Genomic DNA, 25,779 nt, shown 5'->3' with positions numbered 1-25,779 from the left:
TAAATGGAAGAACGTAATCAGTTACGACAGAGAAGAATATTTCCAGACGTAGCGACTTGTGGAGTCCCACCGAGCGGAGAAGGGATTTGCGGGCAAAAGAAACGCAACGTGCCCTAGCGACGAAGCGGCTACCACTTTTGCGTTTCCCCGCGAATCCCTTCGGAGCGTGCAGTCCATGCTTCCCCGTGGGACGGAGCACTGAGCCTAGACTGGAAATATTCTTCTCCCCACTACAGCCACATTCAACGACTAAGAAAAACAAGCCCAAGGCATTTGCCCTGGACTGTGCGTCTTCTATCTCTTGCTATTCCGCCTTCTTTGTCGCGAGCGCCTGCCCCATCAAGAGAGACTTCCCTTTTTCAACACCTGCTGCCCATTCGAGCTGATTGGATTCCAAGAGCAAGATGACGGTCGAGCCAAACTCGAACCAGCCCAGCTCCGACCCTTTTTCATAACGAGGTGTCCCAGCAATCTTCTCGTGGGTTTGGCGACCGTGCTTGATGTTCGTCGTAGCTGTGTTGTAGCAGACCTTCACGCTGCCTACAAACAAGGCTCCTACTTTAACCAAAGCCATTTCGCCCAGGTTATCTGTTTTAATGTGAGTAACCAAGCGTTCATTCCGAGCAAACAAACGGTCTACGTTCTCAATCCCGAGCTGGTTGACCGGATAGAGTCTACCTGGTAAATAGCAGTAACTGCTCAAATCGCCCGTTACTGGCATGTGAATCCGATGGTAGTCCCTTGGACTCAAGTAAATGGTGATAAATTTACCACCGTAGTAACGCTTGGCCTCTTCCTCCGAACCGCCCAACAGCTCACTTACACTGAAATCTTTTCCCTTTGCTTGAATCAAGGTGCCTTCGCAAATATCACCCAACTGCGACACAGTTCCATCTACCGGGCTTACGATGGTATCTGGGCCAGGTGCAATCGGTCTCGCTGCGGGCTTCAGGCGTCGGGAAAAGAACTCCTTCAGCGTTCGGTATTCTGACGCCGGCTTTTCTATGATCGACGTATCAATTTGATAGTGTTTGATGTATCGTTGAATGGCTAATCGACTAAAGGGAGTAGCCGTAATTTTGCCCATAGTCCGTGACATCGCGTTTTGTGGCAAGCGATGAATAAGACCTGGGAGCAGCTTTTTGCCCATAAGAAATGCTCCTTCGTAAAACAACAATACCCTTACTTTACCACTTCTGCTAACAGCCAGTAAACCCCGCACTATTACCAGAGGTTCATCATTTTCTTCAACAGTCTTGCTATACTATAATCATTCTAAGAAGCCACTTATCAGGAGATATCGGTTATGGTGAAGAAATTCGATATTACTACACTTATCAGTCAGCATGGTGATATCCTAACCAGTCTATTCGATCATATGTCGGACATGTTCTTTCTTATGGCTGTCGAACAAGATGCGGACGGGGAGTATCAGTTTCGCTATGTCCTGATGAATCCATCCGCTATGCACGTCGCCCAATTGAGCGAGGAAGCATACGGAAAAACGTTTGAGGACGTGTATCCTCATGAAAAAGCCAGCTTACTACAGCACATGTACACACAAGCAGTAAAAAGCGGGAGTCCGATCCATTTTACTGCGAATGGTGACATTATTGGCGAATCCATTCTTTCTCCTGTCTACGCTAGTAATGGCGAATGTACGCATGTCTTTTCCATTACCCGCGATGTTACCGAGCGCACAAAACTGGAATCACAGCTGGCCTATATGGCGTATCATGATGTGCTCACGGGATTGCCGAACAGGCGTCTTCTCTCCGAAAAGCTCCAGCAAGCTCTACGCACTGCTCAATCAAAAGAGGAGATGGTCGCTGCCCTCTATTTGGACTGTGACCGCTTTAAAGAAATCAACGATACATGGGGGCACGATACAGGAGATCTGTTTTTGCAAATGCTGGCTACACGTCTCAAGTCATCCGTTCGAGATGGAGATATCGTCGCACGTCTGGGTGGAGACGAGTTTGTCATCCTCCTGACTGGCATTCACTCCGAACGTCAGGTTGAAAAAATTGCGAACCGCATCCTGCTTGCAACGCAAGAGCCATGGATGATTGAGAACCGGGTCATACCGTTTTCGACAAGCATAGGCATTGCCCTCTATCCAGCGTCTGCAAGCGAAGCCGAACAACTGTTGAGCAATGCAGACAAAGCACTTTATCGGGCCAAAAAGACAGGGCGCAATCGTTTCTTTTTCTTTGATCCCATTGATTATTGACTATAAAACAAAAACACAGCCAATACGGAGAACAGCAAGCTCACCACATACAGAATGATGACCGTCTGCTTCGTAGACAACCCCCGGGACATGAGCCGATGATGAACATGTCGTCGATCCGCTTGGTACATGGGGGAGCCTGCCAAAAGCCGACTGATAATGACCTGTACAGTGTCTATGACGGGCAAGCCTACTGCCAGTACAGTCACGACTAGTGAAATGATTGTAGCCCCTTTCATCGTTCCTTCCAACGAGATCACGCCGAGAGCGAATCCCAAAAACATCGAACCCGCGTCACCCATAAAAATTTTCGCCGGATAGAAATTAAAGCGTAGAAAAGCGAGTGCAGCACCTGCCAGTGCAACTGCCAATAATGCCGTTAATTCTTGACCTTTGAGCATCGACAAAAAGAACAAGGTCACCGCTGAGATCACGGTAGCACCGGCAGCGAGCCCGTCGACTCCATCCAAAAAATTCACCATATTGATCAAGCCCACGATCCACAGCACGGTCATCAGCAGGGAAACAAGGATTGGAAAAGAGATATACGTCCCTTCCTCTGCCCCCAGCCACATCAAATTAATTCCCCGAAAGCGAATATCCATAAGAAATGTCAGCGTCGAAACCAGTAATTGCACCATCAGCTTCGGCAGTGCCGGAAATTCTTTTTTCCGCGACTTGTACGTATCGTCTACCCATCCAATGGCCACTAGCATGGCCCCTCCAACTGCCAAAACTGCAACGGTTTTTTGCGCCCCTGCAAAAAAAGTTGACACCAACAAGAGACCGACGAACATCGCTAAACCACCAGATAATGGAATCGGCCTGCTATGTCCCTTTCTCCCCTTTGGCATATCCAGCAGCTTTGTTTTCCAAGCCAGCCAATTTGCTACTGGCATCAACAAATACACAACAAAAAATGAGGAGAGTCCTGACACGATATAAGTAAACAGCTACCCTCACCTGCTTTGCCCTTCATTTTGTCCTTAGTGTGGACAAAATGGGAACAAAAAAGCCGCCCCTGTAAAAGAGGCAGCCTTTTTTATTGCGTGGCTTACAGTTTTTCGGAAACCATTTTTGCTTGTGTGAAGAGCAGGAGGTAATCTGGTCCACCCGCTTTGGAGTCTGTACCGGACATGTTGAAGCCTCCGAATGGATGTACGCCCACCAAAGCGCCTGTGCACTTGCGGTTGAAGTACAGGTTACCTACGTGGAACTCTTCGCGAGCGCGCTCCAGGTTCTCACGGTTGCGGCTGATGACAGCGCCAGTCAAGCCGTACTCGGTGTTGTTCGCGATTTCCATTGCATGATCGAAATCGTTGGCTTTGCAGAACGCTACCACTGGGCCAAAGATCTCTTCTTGCATGATGCGAGCTTGTGGATCTACATCTGCAAATACAGTTGGCATGATGAAGTAGCCGGATTCTGGACCTTTTTCGCCACCTGCAACCAGTTTGCCTTCTGTTTTACCAATCTCGATGTACTCGAGGATTTTGTTGTATGCTTTCTCGTCAACCACAGGGCCTGTGTAGAAATCGTTGGTTCTGATGTCGCCCACAGTCAGTTGCTTGGTCAGCTCTACTACGCGGCCCAGTACTTGGTCGTACACGTCTTGGTGAACGATAGCACGGGAGCAAGCGGAACATTTTTGACCGGAGAAGCCGAATGCGGAAGCCACGATGGACTGTGCAGCCAACTCGATATCGCAGTCGTTGTCAACAACGATGGAGTCTTTACCGCCCATTTCAGCAACCAGACGCTTCATCCATTTTTGACCTGGACGATGTTTCGCAGCCAGTTCGTTGATACGCAGACCTACGTCACGGGAACCTGTGAAGCTGATGAAACGAGTCAGGTTGTGCTCTACGAGGTAATCCCCGATTTGGCTACCGGAGCCTGGTACGAAGTTTACAACACCAGCTGGTACGCCAGCGTCTTCGAGAATCTCCATGAATTTCGCAGCGATGACTGGAGTGGTAGAAGCAGGCTTCAACACAACGGTGTTACCCGCTACGAGAGCTGCTGTCGTCATACCAACCATGATCGCAAGAGGGAAGTTCCAAGGCGGGATAACGATACCTACACCGAGTGGAACATAGTACAATTCGTTGTCCTCATCAGGGATACGAGGCAGATCATGGCGTTGGGAAAGCTTATCCATTTGACGGCCATAGTATTCCATGAAGTCGATTGCTTCTGCTGTGTCAGCGTCAGCCTCTGCCCAGCTTTTTCCTGCTTCTTTAACGAGCCAAGCAGAGAATTCATGCTTACGGCGACGCAGGATTGCAGCTGCTTTATACAGATAGCGGGAACGTGCTTGTGCAGGCACCTTTTTCCATGTCTCGAAAGTGCTAGCAGCTGTTTGGATCGCTTTTTCAGCCAGTGCTTGGTCAGCCTGGGAAACAACGCCCACTACTTGTTCTTTATTAGAAGGGTTGAAGGAGTTGGATTTCTTCTCAGTTGTGATGCGTTCTCCGCCGATGATAAGCGGATACTCACGGCCAAGCTCACTTTCTACCTTAGCGAGCGCTTCTTCAAATGCCTTTTTATTTTCTGGCAGACTAAAATTGGTAAACGCCTCGTTTTTGAATTCCACTTGCATCTGTGACGCCTCCTTATCGATATCTTCCATGTTCGGATCACTCATAATACATATGCAAGGATCATACCAACAAAACAATTAAATGCTCGACTCTATTAGTGTTTGCATTTTTGCCGAAAAATCACCGATAAGATTTAAGAAGTATTCCGAACACTTTTGTACATACACCGTTCAACCTTTTACACATTTGTTCATTCAACTGTCTTTTGTGTACAAAAAAACACCCGATCTCCTCACCTTCTCAGGCGATCATTCGGGTGTTTTATGCTTTTGCTTATTGTCTGTAAATATGCATATACGGCTCTCCACTTGTCGGTCGAATGTAGAGCGACAATGGTTTGTTCATCGACTGAACATACAGGTTCACGTGAACGCTTTTGTCGAAGAGCTGATTAATGCTTCCTGCTGCAAATTGCGTAAACTGTAAAGCCTCTGTTCTGGAGTCATACTCTGCCGTGACGGTAATCGTAATTTCCGTGAGCTTGCCATCCATGAAACGTCCCAGACCAGTCATCCCGATATATTCAGGGAAATAGCCCTTGGACTGGCGCATCAGCTTGTCGTACTGTAACGACTGCTCTGGGTATTTCTGCTCAACCTCTGGACTTGGGAACAGGAAATATTCCTCTTCGATCGGCAGCCACTTGGATACCGTTGCTTCATTCGCCCCTACTGTTCCTGACATGATGAAGTGCCCCGGAACCAGAGTAGAATTCGCCTCCGGTACTTGATACATCAAAACCAGGATCGGAACTTCCGGACTGGTTGTACGTACAGACTGCACGATACGAGCTGCAACCTGCTGACCTTTCGCTTGCAGTTCTTGTGTCGTGTACACCTTGTCCTGACCAGTTGCATCCTGATAGTTCGGTGAAAGAGACAAGCCCAACACCATGCCAGCCAGGCTCTTATCCTTCTTGTTCAGGTAATCGTGCTCCAATACGTGCACGAGAATTCCGTTTTTCTTTTTCCCATTTGGCCCAGCCGTCTTTTCCTGGGCGATCCACTGGGTGACTTGCTCTTTTTTAACCACTTGACCTTCTTGGAAATAGTAATCGGACGTCGGGTATGTCTCCCGAGCAAACTCCATCAGGCCTAATTCAAGGTGACTGAAATCGATGCGATATTTCGTATCAGCAAGCATTCCTCGAGTTTGGTTTGGCTGGTACGGGGTAATGCTTCCGTAGTAATCCTCGGATACTTCCACTACCTCCGACAAGGACGGTGTAGTAGGCTCAGGAGCTTTGTCCTTCCCCCCAGGTATCAACGAGCAGCCAGTCAATGCAATCACAAGAAGTACAGCTGTCAAGAACCTGCATCCTGTCAAAAACTTCACTTTCATAGATTACTCCTTTTCGTATCCAAAGGTGGGCGGTGTACAAATCATTCGTTCCACTTGATCCATTGATTGTCTTCGAGCTTGTAGATCAATGCCGATTCGCCAATCCCCACCCATTTTGTATCCTCGCCACCAGAAGCAATGACAATCAGCTTTTCTGGTGAGCGAGCATCAAGCAAACGCCATTCGCCCTTGATTTTCTCATAGATACCTTTTTCGGTTGCGACAGCGAGAGTTCCAGTTCGTCTGTTAATGGAGAGCGAATAAATCTGCTGTGCTCCGGGAATCTCCTCTGTCTTCCACTGCCCCTCTTCATTATAGAGCAAGCTGAATTGGGCCGCTACATAGAGACGGTCTTGTTCGGGATCAAAGTCCATGGCAAATACTTCCTGATCCATCGGCTGCCACAGACTCCAAGTTTGGGCCCCGTCCTTCGATTGATAAATGCCTTCACCCGAGACAAAGGCAAACAGACGTACTTCGTCTCCTTGGCGATTCCCCACAAAGCTGCTGATATTCGCTGGCTCTGGCAACCCCTTGTTGACAGAAGTCCACTTTTTACCGCCATCTGCTGAATGAAGAACCCCATCAATCCCGCCGACAAATATTTGCTTCGGATCATCCGGGTCCACAAACCAACCTTCAATCGCATACTGCTCTAAATCCGTCGAGAGAGATCCCCACATTCCACCGCCAGCCGAGCTATACAATCCTGCATTCGTACCAACCCATATTTGACGAGCATCATCGGTCATCATCAGATTGTGAATGGTTGCTCCCAGTTCCAATACGTCCTGATAGGTCAAGTTCCCTTGTAGAGCAGCAGCTGTGACTGTTGGAGGATTCGCATTGACTTGTTCACTGCCAGTACTGCTGTTACTTCCACAGCCAACCAATTGCAGCATGGCTATTACACCGATTCCCCATTTCAGGAAGCTATTCATGCTCTTCACGTCCCTTCCCTTGCTCATCCGTTGTCGCCACCGTTTTCTTAGGCGTTGCTCTCCAATACTTGCAGGAAGCCTGCTTCGTCCATAACAGCCACGCCTAGTTTTTCTGCCTTCTCCAGCTTGGAGCCGGCTTTTTCGCCTGCAATCACCAGGTCTGTCTTTTTGCTGACGCTACCTGTTACCTTGCCGCCCAGGCGAGCAATCGCTTCCTCTGCCTCCTGCCGCGACATTTGCGTCAAGGTGCCGGTCAAAACGATTGTTTTGCCTGAGAATGGGAGATCTGCGCCACTCTCAACGCGGACTCCTTTGTACTCCATGTTTACTCCGGCCGCTCGCAGTCTCTCAATAACTGCCTGAGCCTGCGGCTGTGCGAAGTAGTTCACGAGACTCGCAGCCATTTTCGGCCCGATCTCATCGATTTGCGTAATCTCTTCTTCGGATGCCTGCATAATGGCATCGATATTTCCAAAATGCTCCGCGAGAACACGTGCCGCCTTGGCTCCGACCAAGCGAATGCCAAGACCGAACAATACGCGCTCCAGCGAGTTCTCCTTGCTCGCTTCAATAGCGGCAAGCAAATTGTCTACGGACTTTTCACCCATGCGCTCCATGCCCAGTAGAACATCGCGCTGCTGGTGCAAATAATACAGGTCAGCAACACTGTGGATGATACCGTCGCGATACAGCTGAGCCACAACCTTTTCTCCCAAGCCGTCAATGTTCATAGCCGTACGGGACACGAAATGAATCATGCCTTCACGGATTAGGGCCGGACACATGGGATTGATGCAGCGCAGAGCCACTTCTTCCTCCAAGCGTACCAGCTCACTCCCGCATTCAGGGCAATGCGTTGGCATGGCAAACGGCACTTCATTTCCAGTACGACGCTCTGGCAAGACTGCAATAATCTCCGGGATAATGTCCCCCGCTTTTTTGACGACAACATGATCGCCGATAAGGAGGCCTTTTTCCCGAATAATGTCTTCGTTGTGCAAGGAAGCACGCTTCACGGTCGTCCCTGCCAAACTGACTGGCTTCAATAAAGCAGTCGGGGTGACATTCCCTGTGCGCCCCACAGATACTTCAATACCTTCGAGAATCGTAATCGCTTCTTCCGCAGGGAACTTGTACGCGATGGCCCAACGCGGACTTTTCGCAGTAAAACCAAGCTCCTCCTGCTGAGCGTAGCTGTCGACCTTGATCACCATGCCGTCGATTTCATAAGGCAAATGAGGACGCTTCTCTGTCCAACCCGCAATAAAAGCGAGCAGTTCATCGACGTCGTCAAATACACGCCGCTCCTGATTTACCATGAAGCCGAGCGTCTCCAGCAAATCAAGCCCTTCACTGTGCGACTCCACTGTCTCCCCTTGCAAATCGCCAATGCCGTAAATAAACGTATCCAGTTGACGGGATGCGGCAATTTTCGGATCGAGCTGTCGGAGTGAGCCGGCTGCGGAATTGCGCGGGTTGGCGAATAATGCTTCTCCGCGCTCCTCGCGCTCTTTATTCAGCTTTTCAAATGCTCCCTTGGACATGTAAGCCTCACCGCGAACCTCAAGGGTTAACGGCTTCGTCAGCCGCAAAGGAATGGAACGAATCGTTTTCAGGTTTTGTGTGATGTCTTCGCCTGTTGTTCCGTCTCCACGTGTAGCCCCGCGGACGAACAGCCCATTTTCATAATGAAGCGACACGGCCAGACCATCAATTTTCAGTTCAGCTACATATCGGACAGCCTGACTGCCAACAGCCTGACGAACCCGGCGGTCAAAATCCCTGATGTCCTCCTCATTAAAGGCGTTGCCGAGACTGAGCATCGGTGTCTTATGAACGACCTTTTCAAAGAAGGGCAGCGGTTCTCCCCCTACACGCAAGGAAGGAGAATCAGGTGACTGCAAATCAGGGAAGCTGGTTTCAAGCTCCTTTAGCTCCCGCATCAATTGATCGTATTCCTGGTCAGAAATCTCAGGTCGATCCTCTTCATGGTAAAGACGATTATGCCGCTCAATTCGTTTCGCTAATTCTTTAATTTTTGTTTCCGCCGTCAATCGATCCATTTCGTTCATCCTTTACTTTTGCGATTGGCCTGTATTTGCATTTGCACATTATCCTTTTTGAATAGGGGCGAACTTCGCTAACAGCTTTTTAATGCCAGTCGGGCTTGGGAAAGCAATGTCGAGCTCCATGTCGTCGCCCGTTCCTTTTACTTTGACGACCGTACCGTTGCCCCATTTGCCATGTGCCACTCTGTCGCCAACCTTCCAATCAACGCCTGCTCCTTGACCGTGTCCAGGCAGTTTTTCACCCGCCGGACGAGTAAATGTAGCAGGTGTGCTGCTTGCGGTTCGCTGACCCATGCCAAATTTCGGAGCAGAGCCTGCTTGTGGGGAGGACGCTCCAAACGGTTTCGCTCCCGTGTCACGTCCAAATGCACTGCCATCACGCTGTCCAAATGCACTGCTGCGTCCACCGCCGAAGCTTCGGTCCGCTGTCGCTGGATTTCCTTCCAGCAGCTCCGCCGGAATTTCTTGCAGGAAACGAGACGGCGCATTCACGTTCGTCCGTCCAAACAACGTCCGCATACGGGCACATGTCATGTACAAACGTTCTTCCGCTCGTGTAATTCCCACGTAAGCCAGACGACGCTCTTCCTCCATCTCAGCATCGTCAAACAAAGAGCGGCTATGCGGGAAGACACCTTCCTCGCAACCTACCAGGAACACCACAGGGAACTCCAGCCCTTTGGCGCTGTGCAAGGTCATTAATACAACCTGTCCCTCTGCCGATACTTCCTCCTGGGCACCGTCCTCTCCCAAGGAATCGATGTCTGCTACCAGCGCGAGGTCGGTTAGGAATGCAAGCAAGCTCTTGTCTTCATTTTTGCGTTCGAACTCCTGGGTTACAGACAGGAACTCCTCGATATTCTCCAGACGAGCCTGTGCTTCGAGCGTTTTTTCTTCTTTTAAAGAATCGCGGTATCCAGAGCGCTTCAGCACTTCTTCCACCAGCTCAGTCACACTCAAGTAATCGGTCATTTGCATCAAACTCGAGATGAGATCATTAAAGGACAGGATGGCATTCGTGGTGCGTGAAGGCAGCCCCATGTAAGCCGTCTCCTGAATCGCTTGGAAAAGGGACTGGCCATTTGCGTTCGCATACGCTTGTAGCTTGTCTACCGTCGTATCCCCGATATTACGCTTCGGTACGTTGATAATGCGCTGCAAGCTGATATCGTCATCCGGATTGGAGATGAGACGCAAATAAGCCAAGATGTCCTTGATCTCTTTGCGATCGTAGAACTTGGTTCCGCCGACGATGGTGTACGGCATGTTCGACTTGATGAAAACTTCCTCGACCACACGAGACTGTGCATTCGTGCGATACAAGATCGCGAACTTGTCGTAGCGCTTGTACTGTGCCATCTGCTTGCGAATCGTATCGACGATAAAATACGCCTCGTCGTGCTCGGACTCACCCTGGAAGCACATGATCTTGTCGCCACCCGGATTCTCTGTCCAGAGCTTCTTTTCCTTGCGCAGCTTGTTGTTGGCAATGACCTGGTTCGCGGCCTGCAAAATCGTTTTGGTGGAGCGATAGTTTTGCTCGAGCTTGATGAGCTTGGCTTCTGGATAGTCTTTTTCAAAGTTTAAAATGATCGAGATATCTGCACCACGCCATTTATAAATACTTTGGTCAGCATCCCCTACGCAGCATACATTTCGATACTTGTCTGCCAGCATGGAAATCAAAAGATATTGCGCGCGGTTTGTATCCTGGTACTCGTCAACGTGTATGTAACGGAATTTCTTTTGATAAAACTCCAATACTTCCGGCACTTCTTTAAACAGACGAACTGTCGTCATGATCAGATCGTCGAAGTCCAGCGACTGGTTGTTTCTCAGCTTTTTCTGATAAGCCGTATAAACCTTTGCTGCTACTTGTGCAAATGGATCGCCCGCAAGACGCGTATAAGTTTCTGGATCGGTCAGCTCGTTTTTCGCTCCACTGATCGCGGCCAAAATCGAACGCGGCTCATACTGCTTCGGATCGATGTTCAATTCTTTTAAACATTGCTTGACGACAGACAGCTGGTCGCCAGCATCCAAAATGGAAAAGCTGCGATTGATGCCGAGTCGGTCGATATCCCTGCGCAAAATCCGCACACACAAGGAGTGAAATGTCGACAGCCATGCATCCTGCGCTGCCGCTCCGCCAATAATGGCAGCCACACGGTTTTGCATCTCCCGCGCTGCTTTGTTGGTGAAGGTGATCGCCAAAATGCTCCAAGGCGCTACCTGTTTAGCACTGATCAGGTATGCGATGCGCTGTGTCAGTACTTTGGTCTTGCCGCTACCCGCACCGGCCAAAATCAAGACGGGGCCTTCTGTTGTAAGGACTGCTTCCCGCTGCTCAGGGTTCAGGCCTGCTGTAATACGATCTGCAAAAGACATATGTATAAATCCACCTTTCCACGTTCCCTAGACGAAAGCATATGTTCCTATTTTCGCACAGATCGCAATGGAGTTCCAGTTCGTATCCCGAACAGGAAACATCATCCTTTCGGCAGCAATGGCTCGTACATCAAATAAGCCCGATTCTGCGTCAGCCATTCTTGCTCCACCCATTCTCCTTCCAGCGTGTAAACATCCCGATACAATTCATTTTTCCGTTCATACCCTCCCCAAATCGAAGGAAGGATCTCATGTTCTTTCTCGATAATGACATACGTCCGTGTCGGTGGCATGTCTGAACGCCATTCCCCTACCAAATGTGTATCGGTCAGGTAGACATGCAGTTGAAAGGGCTGTTGCGTCCGGTTGGCGATTTGCAAATCCAGATAGTTATAGAAGCAAGTCGCTCCACTTCCAAAAGGCTGTGTCCGATTCGAATCGGGAAAAACATCGTAGCTATGACGATGCCGTTCCGTGACTGTCAAGGGCGTATGCAAGGTCATCCAGTACAGCAGATTCGAGAGCTGACAAAGACCTCCGCCAACTCCGGCCGTGACTCGTCCCTGCGAAAGCAGCATCCCCTCTACATAGCCTTTGCTGCGGGTCGGCTTGCCAATCTGCTTCCAGTATGAAAAGGTTTCCCCGGGATGGATGATCAATCCGTTCAGCCGTGCAATTGCCAGCCGCAAATTAATCACTTTGTTGTGCTGCATCCACATCTCCACGTTCTGCAACGGGCGTAACAAAATCGTTTGATGAGAATAATGGACATAACCCAACCAATCGCTTCTTTTCTCATGAGCGAACCTCGTTCGACTAAATGTCCATTGTACATACCTTTTCCAACGAAAATAGGCCATGCCTGCTGCCAGACGCCACTTTCCCCGTGCGATCGGTTTCATTGTGCACCCCGATTTCCTGATTATTACAATAGACGCAGGAATTCGTGATGAAGTTGCGGTCAAATCCTGGAGATCCCCTCACTTCTTACACTTTTGTAAGCGAGACGTAAGCAAATGCCATTTCTCCTCCATCCCAGGATGAGCTAGGCTAGGAAAAGTACGCGATCGGACGACGAACAACGAGAGAAGGAAGTGATGGGATTGAAAGAAAACGCACCTACCATGAACCAGCGAATTGATACATTAGATACCGTACGGGGCTTCGCCTTAATGGGCATTCTCCTCGTCAACATCGTGGCATTGCTGTATGCGCAAACACCTGAAATAGGAAGTGTGAATCACTGGCTGTTCCAGTTTTTCAATTTCTTTGTGGAATCTCGCTTCTTCGTGATCTTTTCCTTCTTGTTTGGCGTAGGCTTCTATATTTTCATCAGTCGAGCAAAAGAAAAAGGGGCCAACAGCACCGTTTTGTTCATTCGGCGTCTGATTGCGCTACTCGCTCTTGGCTTTTTGCATAAAATGTTTCACCCTGGTGAAGCACTTTTCATCTACGCCATCTTCGGCTTCATCTTACTGCCCTTTTATCGATTGAAGGCGCGAACCAATCTGATCATCGGCCTTATTCTGTCTATCGCTGTCTGTGCTATTGGCTTCAAAGCGCTTTTAGTGCATCCCTTGTTTATTTTGGGACTCGCTGTCGGGCAGTACGGGGTCTTTCAAGACATTCCGAGATTTTTGCCTGTGATTAAAAAAGTGCAGGGCGTGACCTTCGCCCTTTCGTTAATCGGCTTGTTTATCCAATACCGACTGACTCCAGCTGATCCAGCAATGGGTGGAGCGAATCTGGTTGTAGACGATACCATATCAGAAGAAGCCCTTCAGCAGTTGATGAATTACACAATTGCCTTGACCTGCACAGGTCTTGTCATGGCTGCCTTTTACACGACGACCTTGATTCGGCTGCTGCAAAATAAAACCGTCCAGACCATCCTCTCTCCACTGACCAGCTATGGGCGCATGGCATTGACAAACTACTTCGGACAAACCGTATTGATCCTTGCGGGAGGCTATGTGTTCGATTTGTTTGGCAATCTCGGCTACCTGCAAACGACACTGATCTGCCTCGGTATCTACGTGGTGCAAATGGGAGTAAGCGTACTCTGGCTGTCTGTCTTCCGCATGGGGCCACTTGAGTGGGTATGGCGATTATTTACGTATATGAAAATCACACCGTTGCGAAAATAAACAATCAAAGACCCCAGAAAAGCTGCCTTGGTTGACAGCTGCTGGGGTCTCTATATTATTTTTTCGCCAAGTATTTACGAATGTCAAAAGCAACGGCTGCCACAATGATGAGTCCTTTGATGATGAGCTGCCAATACGGGCTGACTCCGATAAACGTAAGACCGTAGTTGATGACGCCAAAAATAAGAACACCGGCAAGCACACCTGGAACGGTGCCAATTCCGCCAGACGTCGAGACTCCGCCTACCACACAGGCTGCAATGGCATCCAGCTCGTACATGTTGCCGTAGTTGTTCGTCGCGCCACCTGTTCGGGCAGCCTCCAGAACACCACCGAGTCCATACAGCGCACCAGCAATGGCATAGATAATCATGAGGTTGAAAGCGACGTTGATCCCGGAAACAGTGGCGGCCTGCATGTTGCCTCCGATGGCGTACATGTTTTTACCAAGCCGTGTTTTGTTGAAAATCACCCAGACGATGAACGCAACCATGATCGCAATGATGACGATATACGGGATTGAATACGGGCCACTCGGGCCGATATACCCTGTCCCAAGCTGATTGAAGTCACTCCGCAGTCCAGCTATTGGCTGCGATTGATTGGGCTCCAGATCAAAATAGATGGAGTTGAACCCGTATACAATGACCATCATGCCCAACGTGGCGATAAAAGGGGGCACACTAAAGCGTGACACAATGATGCCGTTGATCAAGCCAACCAGCAAGCCCGCACCAATTGCGATGAGAATGGGGATAAGCAACGGCAAATCGGGTAAATCCGGGAAAAATCTCCGTGGATAGTCTTGAGTTTGCAGCATCGAGGCGGAGATGACAGCCGTCAATCCGACCACTCGCCCCGCGGAAAGATCCGTTCCGCCTGTAATAAGAACAAAGGCAGCTCCTAAGGCAATAATGGCACGTGTTGAGGATTGTATCAAAATATCCCGAAGCGTTGTAATGGAAAGAAAATTGGGATCGTAAATCGCAATTCCCGCTATCAACAAAACCAAAACGATATAGATGGCATTTTGCGTAACAAAGCCGTGCACCTGTTTCGCAGACAACTGTGACATACTAGTTCCCCTCCTTTCTCATGCAAGATGCTTGGTAGCCAGCCGCATGATCTCTTCTTCAGTCGCGGTTGTACCTGACAAAAAGCCGGAGAGCTTTCCCTCACACATGACCATGATTCGATCTGACATGCCAAGCAACTCCGGCATTTCCGAAGAAATCATGATGATGCCTTTTCCCTGGCTCGCCAGCTCCGCGATGATGGTGTAGATTTCGTATTTGGCACCGACATCGACTCCACGCGTAGGTTCGTCCAGCAATAAAATATCCGGATCAGTCAATAGCCACCGCGCCAACAGAACCTTTTGCTGATTGCCTCCTGACAGGTTTTTGATCAGTGCTTTCATAGAGGGCGTCTTGACACGGAGCATCTCGATGCTTCGGCTGACATCGGCTCTTCGCTTGCGTTCATTGAGAAGCAGAAAAGGCGTTTGATAACTCGCCAAATTCGCAATGACCGTATTTTCCAGAATCGATAAGACAGGAATGATGCCGGTGACTCGCCGCTCCTCCGTCAAGAGCGCCATTTTGTATTTCTTCGCATCCTTCGGTGATTTGATCCGTACCTCCTGACCGTTGATCGACACTTTTCCTGCTGACACTGCGCGCAGTCCAAACAATGCCTCGATCAGCTCTGTTCGTTGTGCACCCACGAGGCCGCCTACCCCTAAGATTTCACCTTTGCGCAATTCAAACGACACATGCTGAAATGACTGAGAAAATGGGGAGGTCAGTCCCTCTACCTTCAAAATTGGTTCGCCTGGTGCGTTGGATCGACTTGGGAAACGCTGCGTCAGGTCCCGTCCGACCATTTTGGAGATGATCAGGTCTGTCGTCAGCTCAGCTGCCCGCCATGTTCCGATGAGCTTGCCATCGCGCATGATCGTCACGTCATCTGCAATCCGCAAAATTTCTTCCATCTTGTGTGAAATATAGATGATGGCGACACCTCTGCTCTTTAGTTCGCGGATGATCGCAAATAGCTGCTCCACCTCGTTTCCCGTCAGTGAGGAAGTCGGTTCATCCATAATGATCACCTTGGATTGGTAGGAGACAGCTTTGGCAATTTCAAGCGACTGTACCTTGGATACAGACAAATCACGGACAACAGCGTGCGGATTCAGGTCCATTCCCAGATCACTAAACAGCTTTACCGTATCCGAAAGCATCTTCTTCTCATCCACAAACGGAAAAGGACCGATTCTTTTGACCGGAAAACGTCCTAGCCAAATGTTTTCCATGACATTGCGAAAGGGCACCGGATGCAGCTCTTGATGAATCATGGAGATACCGTGTGCCAACGCGTCCTTTGAACTGCTCATTGTCACCTGCTCATTGTTTAAGACGATTTCTCCCGCATCCGGCCGATAAATTCCGAAGAGACACTTCATCAAGGTCGATTTGCCCGCTCCATTCTCTCCCATCAGTGCATGGACTGTTCCCGGACGGACTTTTAGCGTGACATCATCGAGTGCCTTGACCCCTGGAAATTCTTTATGAATGTGGTTCATTTCCAACAAAAACGCCTGTTGGGCCATAGAATGCCCTCCTCTTAGCAAAATCATCGCCATCACCGAAACAGGAGAGTCGGATTCGTCTCTTCACCGACTCTCCTGCTTTTTATTTCGCCTCGTTCATGTTCTCCTTGGTGATTTTTTTGTAGGGCACCCACACATACTTGCCGTCTGTAATGTCAAAGCCTGTAGAATCTTTTGTTGGGGTTTCACCTTTCGCCAAAGACGCCGCGATGCTAAGAGTCGCTTTTCCTTGGTTATTCGCATCGTTGAGGACCGTTCCGAGCAAGGTTCCCGCCTCCAGCTCCTTTAGCGCAGGCGCTGTGGCATCCACGCCTACAACGGGCATGTACTTGCCGTTTGCAAAATAGCCAGATGCCTTCAGCGCTTCGATTGCTCCTAGAGCCATATCGTCGTTGTTGGCAAGAACGGCTTCGATCTTGTCACCGGAAGCTGCGAGGAAGGCTGCCATCTTTTCCTGCCCTTTTACGCGATCCCACATGGCTGTATCTTCCGCGACCTTCTCTACTTTAATCCCTGCATCTTCAATCGCCTTCACCGAAAACTTCGTCCGCAGCTCAGCATCCTGATGCCCTGGCTCACCTTTTAACATGACGTATTGGAGGATACCATCCTTGTTTTTATCTGCTTCCGGATTTGCTTTCCAGTAATCGACGATCAGTTGCCCAGAGATCGTGCCGGATTCCTCCGCTTTTGCTCCTACGTAGTAGACCTTATCCCACTTCTGCATATCCTCTGGCATCGGCTCACGGTTAAAGAAGACGACAGGAATATTGGCCTGCTTCGCCTTGTCGATAAGAACACCAGCAGCTGTGCGATCCACCGGATTAATGGCGAGGGCATTTACCTTTTTGTTAATGAACAAATCTACTTTGTCATTTTGCGTAGGCTGGGCATTTTGGCTGTCTACAATGTCCACTTCCGCCTTGCCCTCCGCTGCTTTTGAAATCGCATTGCGTACTCCCGTCATGAACGTATCATCGAACTTGTAGATGGCGACTCCGATTTTGGGATTCCCCGCAGGAGCCGATCCTCCCCCCGACGCTGCCGGCTGCGATCCGCCTGATTGTGAGCAGCCAACCACCGAGAGCGTAACAGCGGCCACCAGTGTAGTGGCAATCAGCTTTCTCATTCGATAATCCCCCTTTATCCCCTATGTTTACATCTGATATATACAAAATGTAAGCGTTTTCCTAAATGTGTTCCATCGAAAATCCTGCGCATTTCTATCAAAATTCTCATCTGTTTTTCGTTGGCCTATTTAACGAAGGGGAAGAGGAGCTTTTGATTCTCCGACCAGAACATATTCTCCCGATCGATTACTTTTGTTCCGGTATCGACCAGACTGGGCACTGCTTTGCCATCGCTCGCTTCGACTGCGTACTTGACACCGAGATATCCCATCGATAGCGGCTTCTGGATAATCGTCGCGGAAATGATTCCTTCCTGCAAATACTCCAGCACTTCCGGCGGACTGTCGATTGCGACGATTTTGACGTTGTCCCGCAATCCACCGTTTTCCACTTCCTCGGCCACACCGATCGCTGTAGTGGCATCGAGTGCAATCACGCCTTTCAACTGGGGATGCTTGCGGATCAGTTCGCGCGTCCACTCACCGATCTGCTTTTTATCTGAGGGAACATTTTCGTTGGCAACTAGTTCAACCTGCATTTCCCGTGGGAGCAAATCGAGGACGCCCTGTTCTCTTCGTTTGGCATTTGCCTTTACCCGATCTGTGCCGAGCAATGCGATTTGTCCCTTTTTTCCGATCAGGTACACCATTTTTTCGAAGGCCTTCCTGCCCATATCGTAGTTATCCGTCCCAATGTAGCTTTTGACGGCTGAATCTTTTCCGACTGTGTCGAGTACAAGGATCGAGATGGCCCGCTCCTTGGTCAGCTTGATGGCTTCTCGCAAAACTTGTTCGTCACTAGGTGCCACCACGATTGTCTCGGAGCCATCTGCGATTGCTTGCTGCACCAGCTCCATTTGCCTCTGGGCATCCTCCTCGTAGTCCGGTGCGTAAAAATTCAGGTTTCGCTCATATTCCTTGGCAGCCATCTCCGCCCCAAGCTTGACCGTTCGCCAATAATCACCGTGCTTCATACGAACGATCAGCGCCACTGTCTTTTTCTTGTCTACTTCCCCATTCGTTAGTGAAGCACTACACGAGTAAAAAAGCGTCACCGCTACCAAAGCGACTAGTCCATATACACTAAAACGTTTCCCCGCTGTTGTCATAAACGCTCTCGCTCCTCTGCAACCTGCCGCGGAATCCATACACGCACAATGGTGCCCTCTTCCTGCTCGCTCGCGATTTCCAAGCCGTACTGTTCGCCGAAGGTCAAGCGGATCCGCTCTTGCACGTTTTGAATTCCAACGCCCGAGCCTTCTTTGCTTTTGTAAAAGCCAGCCTTTACTTGTGCAAGAACATCTGGGGACATACCCAAGCCATTGTCGCTTACCTGAAGTAACACCTTACCGTCGATGAGTGCTGCAAATATGCGAATCCGTCCCGGATCAGCCAAATGCTCAATCCCGTGATAGATGGCGTTTTCCACAATCGGCTGGAGCAGTAACTTCAGCGTCAGACAGTTGAGCACCTCATCCTCATTTTCGACCACGATCTCGTACTCAAATTTTTGCTTGTACCTCATTTTTTGAATAATGAGATAATGTCGCACATGCTCCAGCTCTTCGCGCACCGTGATAATGTTCTTGCCTCTGCTTAGGCTGATCCGAAACAGCTTTGACAACGAAGTGATCGTGGTGATGACATCCTCGTTTTTTCCATTGCCAACCATTCTGACCACAGAGTTCAGCGTGTTGTACAGAAAATGCGGATTGATCTGTGCCTGCAGCACCTCCAGCTCGCTTTTTCGCTTGGCTTCCTGTTCACGAATGATTTGGTGCATCAATTCCCTGACCTTCGCGACCATCAAATGAAAGCGCAAGGAAAGCTGTTCGACCTCATGGCTTCCCCGGATCGGTTCACTCTCTGAAAAGTCTCCCTGCTCCACCTTTTCCATCGAGCGTTCCAGCAGCTTGATCGGTCGTGATATTTTCGCAGAGAGATAGTGCAGCACGAACAACACGATGACAATCACAAAGATGAGCAGCCAAAAAATGAAGCGACTGATTTCTTTTTTGGTCGTCACGATCTCGTCCATGTAGGAAACCCCAATGATTTTCCAGCCTAGCTGATCGATCGTCTTGATGGTGATCAAACGCGCTTCGTCCTGTGTCTCTTCTACATAGCTGCCGTAAGAATGCTTCAGCGGCAAGGAGCGGTTTTCATTTTTCAATCCGGCGTATATCAACTGCTGCTGCGGATGGTAGACGATGTTCCCGACCAAATCGATGATGTAGACGTACCCCTTTTTTCCCAAGCCCACTCTCTGGCACAACTCATCGATCTCCTTGAAATTCACATCCACTAAAAGTACAGCCGGAATTTCTTCGTCAGGTCCGTGGAGAAGAATTTCCCGACTCATCGAAACGACCCAGGTGTACTCCCCTTTAAACAAGTTCTGGATATGCGGGAGCGAAAAGGACAGGTTCGTCGGGTCCTCGATCGCCTTTTGGAACCAGCTCTGTTCGGTCAAACGAGTGTTTTTCCTCAGCACTTTGGAAGGAGTTGTGGCCAATAGCGTTCCGTCTCGTGTAAAAACCGCGATGGAGACGATGTCCTTTCTCGTTTCTACGATTGTCTCGAGCTGTTCGCTCAGCTTGTCTGACGTGAGCCCCTTGCTTCTTCTGATCTTGTCATCGACGAGCTCAAAAATTTGCGTCATCCCGTTCAAATAGCTGTCCAGATTGTATTTCACCTGCTCCAGAATTTGCTGCGTGTGCAGATAGGCGTTTTGTTCTGCCGTCTGCGCAAATTTTCCGTACAGCATCACCCCGACAAACAGCATGACGAGTACCGTCACGAGTGTAAAGGAAGTGGTAATGATAAATTGAATGCCTTTTACCTTGATCACCGCGAGCAAACTTTTCATGGATTAACCTTCCTGCTCGCTCTGACTTCGGTACTCTTTAGCGGACATCCCTGTATACTTGCGAAAGCTGAAGCTAAAATAATTAGGATCGGTATATCCTACTTTCTCCGCGATTTCAAAGGACTTCAAATCGGTCGTCCGCAAAAGCTCCTTGGCCTTTTCCATGCGCAATGACAGGAGATAGGACACAAAGGTGGTTTTCGTCTCTTTCTTGAAGATACCGCTAAAATAACCGAGGCTGATGTGCAGATGCTCGCACACCTTGTGGATGGATATGTCGGGAGAATGATAATGCGCGTGGGTGTAGTCCAATGCCTGTGTGATCAATCGTCTGTACGTCGTTTGCCTTCCACTTGCGATACTCGCCAGGAGTCGCTCACAAATATCTGTGATCTGTTCTCGGGCATCCTCCATACCGGTAAAAGTCGTCATGACCTGCAACAGATAACGTTGCCCTCCAAACAGCCGATCCATGTCAACTTCGGCACGATGGGCAGTCTTCAAAATGGTCGTCATAATCTCCAACAAATACATTCGGTAATCCTCAATCGATACGGGCACACCCGCCACCTGATCAAACAATTCATCAATCACGTTCCGAAGCTCCGCACTTGTCCCCATTTTGATGCACCGAACCAATTCATGCTCCCTTCTCTCATCGAGGCGTATCTGCTCACTCGTTTGCTTTTCCACGTCATTGATCACAATCATCCTGTTGCAGCCGAGGATGCTTTTGTAATCGAGTGCCTGCATAGCGTCCTCGTACGAATAAGGGAGTGCTGCAATATCTGTTACGACGTTGCCGATTCCGATTGTTACCGTAATGCTCATATATTTCTCAATCGTTCGCCTGATTTCTTCTGCAATATTTTGTGTTCGCACGTCCATTCGCTGCGTGTCATCTGCTTTTGTTTGCATGAGCAGCACGACCTGATCTTCATGGAGAAAAACAATACCAGCCTGTCTGCCTGCGTTCAACTGCTCTTCTGCGATATTTTTCACAGCGAAAAGAAACAACTGCTGCTCCTCCTGTTTGGGCTGGTCTATACAGATGACAGCCACGAGGTATTCGGGACTCCTGAGCTCTATCCCGTATTCGCAGGCTTTTGCAAAAACATCATGCTGTACGAGTTGACGACTCAGCAAAGATGATAAAAAAACCTCCCGTAAAACCGGCAAGCTTTTTCGATAGCTATCGCGCAGCAGCTGAACGTTTTCCCGATGGGCCGCCTCTTCGTCCATCCGTCGCTTGACCTTGTCCAGCGCTTCCATCAGCTCGCTCGCAGAAAACGGCTTGAGCACATATTCGTCAATTTGCAGCTTCACCGCCTTTTGCGCGTATTCGAACTCATCAAACCCAGTCAAGATAATGATGCGAATGGCAGGGTAATCGCGCCCGATGGACTCCGCCAGCTGAAGTCCGTTCATAAAGGGCATCTTGATGTCGGTTACGACGACGTCCGGTCGCAGTCTCTCTACCAGCTCCAATGCCTCCCTGCCGTTTTCTGCTTTGGCAACCACCTCGTATCCGTGGCTATGCCAGTCAATTTCTTGGCTAACCCCTTCTCTTACATCTTCTTCGTCATCTACCAATATTAGCTTATACATAGACACCTCCCGCTGTTGTACTTGTACAACGGGAGGCGATTGTTTTCCTGCCAATGGAATAGGATGGCGCTACCACGTCTTATTCAGATCTTCTGCGTAGAACAGAATGGCTTTTTTATAGGCCAAAATCGTAGGATCGCTTGAGGTTTCTGCGAGGTTTTTCAGGAGGAGATTCATGGCTTCGTGATGCTTCCCGAGATTGTAATACGCCATGGAAAGGAAAATCGGAAAGGAACGGTCACAGGGGAACTGCTGCATCCCCTTTTCGAGCGTAGCTGCTGCCTGCTCGTATTGTCCCAGCGTGCGATACGTACTACCCAGACCGAGTAATGCCCCTTGCAGGTCGTCTTCGACAGACAGTCTAAGCTCAATCGCTTTTTCGTAAAAGGGAACGGCTTCCTTCTCCAGCCCTGCTGCGTCGTGGCACCAAGCACATTGGTAATAGGCGACAGGATCAGTCGGAGATTGGCTGACGAGCTGAAGGGCAAGCTGGATCGCCTCGTCCAGATGCCCTTCTTTTCGCAGATGAATGATATTTTGGATCATCGGGTTCATGTGAGCACTTCCTTTGCCTGGGTATCTTTCCCCCTAGCGTAACAGGGCAGCTTGGCAAGGTGAAGACACAAATTCGTTATGTGCCCTGCAAAGATTTTGTCCGCTCTCTTTCGCTTCTCCGTTGTCGATAGGCTCTCATCCACGACCAGCCCAAAATGAGAAACGGAACCAGAACCAACAGAATCAACAGGATGCCGTCCCAAAACTCCCACGAGTGAATCGAAGCGTTTTTCATGTCGTCGGCGATGATCCAAATGAAATCAACCGCCATGCGCAGCTGATACTGGACAAAGAACCAGATGCCCCACACCGATCCAATCAAGTACACCCAGCTATACCAGCGGATGACCCTTTTCTCATGGTCGGCTACGTACTCCCATTCCTCCTGCTCTTCCTGCGTCAAGGAACGGAATTTCCCTTTCAAAAATATACGTGTATTTACCATCAAATTGGAGCATTGGAACTTGGTTGCCAACACGTAATACAAATCGGTCTGCATGAAAACCATGAACTGAAAGGCTAAAGCCATGAGCAGAATTACATTCAGCATACGAATGAATGCTTCCATAAAGGGCACAAGCGTCAGCCAGCCTTGATCATTGGCAAACAACAAAATCACACCGATTCCCATAAACATCGCATCCCAGGCCATTCCCGCCAAAAACGCCCTGTATCTGCGCTGTGGCTCAACGAGAACAATATTGGACATATTCGTCTCTGCTACGGCAAAAACAAGTCGATGCCCTAGACCGATACGACTGCCGATTCCCAATGATCGGGCCGCCATTAAGTGAGCCATCTCATGGAAAAATAGAAAAACCCAAGTGGCCACGAAAGAAACCACAACCGAAACCGTCACGGAAGAAGAAACAAAAATATCGGAATAGACCGGGATATACTTGCCCGTAAACAAACAAATGAAAAGACCCGTAAAAAATAAGATACCGTATACTCCAAAGGCAACACGGTTAAAGAAGAACTGCCCCGTCCCCTGCTTGATCCAAGAGAAATGATCCACAACCGGTACTGGCTCGTTGACAACTTCCCCATCCACCATGTACACAAATTGATAGGAAGCAATTAAATCTTGCGCAAAGTCAAGCACATCTACCGGTTCGCCCAACCGCTCTTCCATGATCGTCGCGACTTCATTGATGCTCTTTCCTTCATCCAGCATATCGATGATCTCGACACCAATGGCCGGAAGCACAATGAAATTGCTGATATCCGTTCGTCCAATGAGGATCTCTTCCTCGTTTTCCGCCCGACGCGCAAGCGGATGCATCTTGAGAATGCTATCTCCCGAGATATTCAATTGACAGACACCTTCCTCTCTTACAGGAACGATTCCTTACTTTGCGAGCACTTCATTTCTCTTGATATGAAAAATCGGCTCCGTTCCGCTGCCTTTTCCACAAGTCGGGCATTCGGCTTCTTTTCGCTCCCACTCAAAAAACACGCTCTTTTCCAACGTGTTGAAATCAAAAATGATAAATTTGCCCGCCGATTGTACCGGAGCGATTCCTGTTAAATACCTGATAGCATCGGAAGCCATCATTCCCGTAATCATCATGGTGTTGGGTGCAATGGTGGCGGTAGGCAAAATAAAGTTGGTATCGAGCAGCCTCTGAATCAACTGCGGATAGTCCTCGATCTGTGTAGAACGATGCAAATGCATGCAGTCAATACAGCCTGTCTTGCCCGGCTCTACCATGAAGAATTGTCCTTCGATAAGGTTGAATCCCCCAGCAATAAACGGGATTTGCAGCTTGGTGCAGGCATGATTTACCCATCTCTGCAAAAAGAAAAAGGGCTGATCGGCTGCGAGCATCACGAGGTCACTTCCGGCAATAACCCGCTCCACGTCTTCGCTGGACGTGATTTGCATCGTCTCCGTTTCAATCAATACCTCAGAATGAAGCCTTCCGATGAAATCACGTGCCGCTTCTACCTTCAAGCGACCAATATCTTTTTCGTTAAAGACCATTTGCCTGTTCAAATTGCTGAGCTCTACTCTATCAAAATCCACGAGCTTGATATGCTGGATTCCCGCTCCTACCAGATTGACCAGTAGCGTAGAGCCAAAGGCACCCATTCCCAGGATCGTCACTTTTTTTCTGCTTAGCAGTTCCTGTAGCTCACTTGGACTTTGATTGAGATCGGTAAACAAGGAGAAGTAGCGGATATTTGCTTTATATCTTTCCTTTTGTTCGGAGGTCAGAACGGAAGCCTCTTCTTTTGCCTGATCCATCAGGAAGCCCAATCCACTCAGTGATTCCACTGCTTCCACTATTTCTTCATACGTAATTTCAGGGTATTCCACAGCCAATAATGTATGTATTTCAGCGACAGTACGAGTGCCATCCATCAGTTTGATCATCTTGCGGACGGACCCATTCTCGTCTTCCAATTCGAAGGTATAGCCAGGAGCCTCTCCTAAGCGGATCATCTGCTCTGTCACTTCATAAACGGGATGCACTGGTTTAAATAAAGGACGACGTTCCATACAAAACACCTCCCAATAGTAGGTTCGCTAACCCGGCTCATTTTAGATGAAAAAAGGGAATAGCTCGTGTGCTATTCCCCCTCTTCTTAAGAGAATTAAGCTGCTACTGCAGTAGTGCGAACGCTTTCAACTTTTTTCGCTTGGATTTTCATGGATAGTTCCTCCTCTCTATGATCGAAAATTAAGACAAGTTCATTATATTTCATGAATTTACAGAAATCTACAAATATTAGCAAAAAATTATATATTTTGGTAATATTCGACTATTTATTTCGTAAGCAATAGGATTTTTCTTCCATTTTCTAACCAAAATATTACAAATCCTTCCTTACCGGAAATATTTAATAGCCTTTTTGGAAAATCCCCCTGATTTTGGGACGCTTTTATTTCGGGATTCGTAGTACTAGGATGTAATAAGAAAATTTCACCAAGATCACTTTTGTTTGATCAAAAAAGGAAAAGCTGCGCAGCGAGCCTTTTTTGCCTAGGGGGAGCACAAATGGAGGAAGATCGAGTGATCATCGGGCGGGTCTTGCAAGGAAACAAAGACGCCTACTCCGAGATCATTGCCAGATACCACGGAAAAGTAAGTTCCATTCTTCGCAAGATGCTGGGACATACACCGGATGCACAAGATATCGTGCAGGAAATTTTCATCAAAACGTATTACCATTTACCAGAATATAAAACAAACTACGATTTTTCTGCATGGTTGTACCGGATAACGGCCAACCACTGTCTGGACGAGCTGCGTAAACATAAACGCAAGCTTGCTCTCA

At 48.8% G+C, this 25,779-nt stretch carries 20 protein-coding genes; 3 read left to right on the top strand and 17 right to left on the bottom strand.

Annotation, left to right across the window (positions count from 1 at the left end; translation table 11 throughout):
- Positions 1-304: 304 nt before the first annotated feature.
- Positions 305-1,150: an archaetidylserine decarboxylase gene (asd, locus tag C7R94_RS02180; protein WP_047072226.1), complete on the bottom strand. Its 846-nt coding sequence runs from the start codon at positions 1,148-1,150 to the stop codon at positions 305-307.
- A gap of 156 nt (positions 1,151-1,306) precedes the next feature.
- Between asd and C7R94_RS02175 the strand changes: the two genes are divergently transcribed.
- Complete coding sequence (locus C7R94_RS02175) at positions 1,307-2,233, top strand: diguanylate cyclase domain-containing protein (protein WP_106778284.1); 927 nt, start codon at positions 1,307-1,309, stop codon at positions 2,231-2,233.
- Here the strand turns inward: C7R94_RS02175 and C7R94_RS02170 are convergent.
- From C7R94_RS02170 to C7R94_RS02140, 7 genes are all read right to left on the bottom strand, one after another.
- Complete coding sequence (locus C7R94_RS02170) at positions 2,227-3,030, bottom strand: MraY family glycosyltransferase (protein ID WP_047072462.1); 804 nt, start codon at positions 3,028-3,030, stop codon at positions 2,227-2,229. The genes C7R94_RS02175 and C7R94_RS02170 overlap by 7 nt on opposite strands.
- 257 nt (positions 3,031-3,287) lie before the next feature.
- Positions 3,288-4,835 (bottom strand): L-glutamate gamma-semialdehyde dehydrogenase, encoded by a 1,548-nt coding sequence (pruA, locus tag C7R94_RS02165; protein ID WP_047072228.1) that lies wholly within the window; start codon positions 4,833-4,835, stop codon positions 3,288-3,290.
- Positions 4,836-5,109: 274 nt separating this feature from the next.
- Entirely contained in the window at positions 5,110-6,177 is a 1,068-nt protein-coding gene (locus C7R94_RS02160; RefSeq protein ID WP_106778283.1) for a CamS family sex pheromone protein, read from the bottom strand.
- Positions 6,178-6,218: 41 nt separating this feature from the next.
- On the bottom strand, positions 6,219-7,145 hold the full coding sequence (locus tag C7R94_RS02155; RefSeq protein ID WP_106778282.1) for a WD40/YVTN/BNR-like repeat-containing protein: 927 nt from the start codon (positions 7,143-7,145) through the stop codon (positions 6,219-6,221).
- Between the two features lie 20 nt (positions 7,146-7,165).
- Positions 7,166-9,181, bottom strand: a complete 2,016-nt coding sequence (ligA, locus tag C7R94_RS02150) for an NAD-dependent DNA ligase LigA (protein WP_106778281.1) — start codon at positions 9,179-9,181, stop codon at positions 7,166-7,168.
- A 48-nt stretch (positions 9,182-9,229) separates the two neighbouring features.
- A complete protein-coding gene (gene pcrA, locus C7R94_RS02145; RefSeq protein WP_106778280.1) occupies positions 9,230-11,575 on the bottom strand; it encodes a DNA helicase PcrA in 2,346 nt (781 codons plus the stop codon).
- A gap of 101 nt (positions 11,576-11,676) precedes the next feature.
- Positions 11,677-12,477, bottom strand: coding sequence for a VanW family protein (locus tag C7R94_RS02140; protein ID WP_106778279.1), 801 nt, complete (start codon positions 12,475-12,477; stop codon positions 11,677-11,679).
- Positions 12,478-12,672: 195 nt separating this feature from the next.
- On the opposite strand from C7R94_RS02140, the gene C7R94_RS02135 reads away from it, so the two are divergent.
- Positions 12,673-13,722 carry a DUF418 domain-containing protein gene (locus tag C7R94_RS02135; protein ID WP_106778278.1) on the top strand — a complete coding sequence of 350 codons (1,050 nt, stop codon included), beginning with the start codon at positions 12,673-12,675 and terminating at the stop codon, positions 13,720-13,722.
- A gap of 55 nt (positions 13,723-13,777) precedes the next feature.
- Here C7R94_RS02135 and mglC read toward each other — a convergent pair whose 3' ends face one another.
- The 9 genes from mglC to C7R94_RS02090 all read right to left on the bottom strand — a co-directional run bounded on the left by mglC (position 13,778) and on the right by C7R94_RS02090 (position 25,000).
- Complete coding sequence (gene mglC / locus C7R94_RS02130) at positions 13,778-14,797, bottom strand: galactose/methyl galactoside ABC transporter permease MglC (protein WP_106778277.1); 1,020 nt, start codon at positions 14,795-14,797, stop codon at positions 13,778-13,780.
- 18 nt (positions 14,798-14,815) lie between these two features.
- Complete coding sequence (locus tag C7R94_RS02125; RefSeq protein ID WP_106778276.1) at positions 14,816-16,333, bottom strand: sugar ABC transporter ATP-binding protein; 1,518 nt, start codon at positions 16,331-16,333, stop codon at positions 14,816-14,818.
- Between the two features lie 82 nt (positions 16,334-16,415).
- Positions 16,416-17,462, bottom strand: coding sequence for a galactose ABC transporter substrate-binding protein (locus C7R94_RS02120; protein WP_106778275.1), 1,047 nt, complete (start codon positions 17,460-17,462; stop codon positions 16,416-16,418).
- 125 nt (positions 17,463-17,587) lie between these two features.
- Complete coding sequence (locus tag C7R94_RS02115) at positions 17,588-18,571, bottom strand: substrate-binding domain-containing protein (RefSeq protein WP_106778274.1); 984 nt, start codon at positions 18,569-18,571, stop codon at positions 17,588-17,590.
- Positions 18,568-20,331 carry a cache domain-containing sensor histidine kinase gene (locus tag C7R94_RS02110; protein WP_106778273.1) on the bottom strand — a complete coding sequence of 588 codons (1,764 nt, stop codon included), beginning with the start codon at positions 20,329-20,331 and terminating at the stop codon, positions 18,568-18,570. The genes C7R94_RS02115 and C7R94_RS02110 overlap by 4 nt, the downstream gene beginning before the upstream one ends.
- 3 nt (positions 20,332-20,334) lie before the next feature.
- Positions 20,335-21,939, bottom strand: a complete 1,605-nt coding sequence (locus C7R94_RS02105; RefSeq protein ID WP_106778272.1) for a response regulator — start codon at positions 21,937-21,939, stop codon at positions 20,335-20,337.
- 69 nt (positions 21,940-22,008) lie between these two features.
- On the bottom strand, positions 22,009-22,494 hold the full coding sequence (locus tag C7R94_RS02100) for a tetratricopeptide repeat protein (RefSeq protein ID WP_106778271.1): 486 nt from the start codon (positions 22,492-22,494) through the stop codon (positions 22,009-22,011).
- Positions 22,495-22,570: 76 nt separating this feature from the next.
- On the bottom strand, positions 22,571-23,809 hold the full coding sequence (locus C7R94_RS02095; protein WP_106778270.1) for a hypothetical protein: 1,239 nt from the start codon (positions 23,807-23,809) through the stop codon (positions 22,571-22,573).
- A 36-nt stretch (positions 23,810-23,845) separates the two neighbouring features.
- Positions 23,846-25,000, bottom strand: a complete 1,155-nt coding sequence (locus tag C7R94_RS02090) for a HesA/MoeB/ThiF family protein (RefSeq protein WP_106778269.1) — start codon at positions 24,998-25,000, stop codon at positions 23,846-23,848.
- Positions 25,001-25,499: 499 nt separating this feature from the next.
- On the opposite strand from C7R94_RS02090, the gene C7R94_RS02085 reads away from it, so the two are divergent.
- Positions 25,500-25,779: RNA polymerase sigma factor (locus tag C7R94_RS02085; protein ID WP_146142755.1), on the top strand; the 280-nt coding region annotated here is incomplete at its 3' end.

The organism is Brevibacillus sp. NRRL NRS-603, assembly GCF_003013445.1.
In the GTDB taxonomy this organism is placed as follows: domain Bacteria; phylum Bacillota; class Bacilli; order Brevibacillales; family Brevibacillaceae; genus Brevibacillus; species Brevibacillus formosus.
The sequence above is the reverse complement of the archived record's forward strand: the minus strand, read 5'-3'. Positions and strand labels throughout refer to the sequence as shown.

Excerpts from the sequence above, each read along its gene's own strand:
- asd (WP_047072226.1), bottom strand. The coding sequence starts at position 1,150 with ATGGGCAAAAAGCTGCTCCCAGGTCTTATTCATCGCTTGCCACAAAAC.
- C7R94_RS02175 (WP_106778284.1), top strand. The coding sequence starts at position 1,307 with ATGGTGAAGAAATTCGATATTACTACACTTATCAGTCAGCATGGTGAT.
- C7R94_RS02170 (WP_047072462.1), bottom strand. The coding sequence starts at position 3,030 with ATGTTCGTCGGTCTCTTGTTGGTGTCAACTTTTTTTGCAGGGGCGCAA.
- pruA (WP_047072228.1), bottom strand. The coding sequence starts at position 4,835 with ATGCAAGTGGAATTCAAAAACGAGGCGTTTACCAATTTTAGTCTGCCA.
- C7R94_RS02160 (WP_106778283.1), bottom strand. The coding sequence starts at position 6,177 with ATGAAAGTGAAGTTTTTGACAGGATGCAGGTTCTTGACAGCTGTACTT.
- C7R94_RS02155 (WP_106778282.1), bottom strand. The coding sequence starts at position 7,145 with ATGAGCAAGGGAAGGGACGTGAAGAGCATGAATAGCTTCCTGAAATGG.
- ligA (WP_106778281.1), bottom strand. The coding sequence starts at position 9,181 with ATGGATCGATTGACGGCGGAAACAAAAATTAAAGAATTAGCGAAACGA.
- pcrA (WP_106778280.1), bottom strand. The coding sequence starts at position 11,575 with ATGTCTTTTGCAGATCGTATTACAGCAGGCCTGAACCCTGAGCAGCGG.
- C7R94_RS02140 (WP_106778279.1), bottom strand. The coding sequence starts at position 12,477 with ATGAAACCGATCGCACGGGGAAAGTGGCGTCTGGCAGCAGGCATGGCC.
- C7R94_RS02135 (WP_106778278.1), top strand. The coding sequence starts at position 12,673 with ATGGGATTGAAAGAAAACGCACCTACCATGAACCAGCGAATTGATACA.
- mglC (WP_106778277.1), bottom strand. The coding sequence starts at position 14,797 with ATGTCACAGTTGTCTGCGAAACAGGTGCACGGCTTTGTTACGCAAAAT.
- C7R94_RS02125 (WP_106778276.1), bottom strand. The coding sequence starts at position 16,333 with ATGGCCCAACAGGCGTTTTTGTTGGAAATGAACCACATTCATAAAGAA.
- C7R94_RS02120 (WP_106778275.1), bottom strand. The coding sequence starts at position 17,462 with ATGAGAAAGCTGATTGCCACTACACTGGTGGCCGCTGTTACGCTCTCG.
- C7R94_RS02115 (WP_106778274.1), bottom strand. The coding sequence starts at position 18,571 with ATGACAACAGCGGGGAAACGTTTTAGTGTATATGGACTAGTCGCTTTG.
- C7R94_RS02110 (WP_106778273.1), bottom strand. The coding sequence starts at position 20,331 with ATGAAAAGTTTGCTCGCGGTGATCAAGGTAAAAGGCATTCAATTTATC.
- C7R94_RS02105 (WP_106778272.1), bottom strand. The coding sequence starts at position 21,939 with ATGTATAAGCTAATATTGGTAGATGACGAAGAAGATGTAAGAGAAGGG.
- C7R94_RS02100 (WP_106778271.1), bottom strand. The coding sequence starts at position 22,494 with ATGAACCCGATGATCCAAAATATCATTCATCTGCGAAAAGAAGGGCAT.
- C7R94_RS02090 (WP_106778269.1), bottom strand. The coding sequence starts at position 25,000 with ATGGAACGTCGTCCTTTATTTAAACCAGTGCATCCCGTTTATGAAGTG.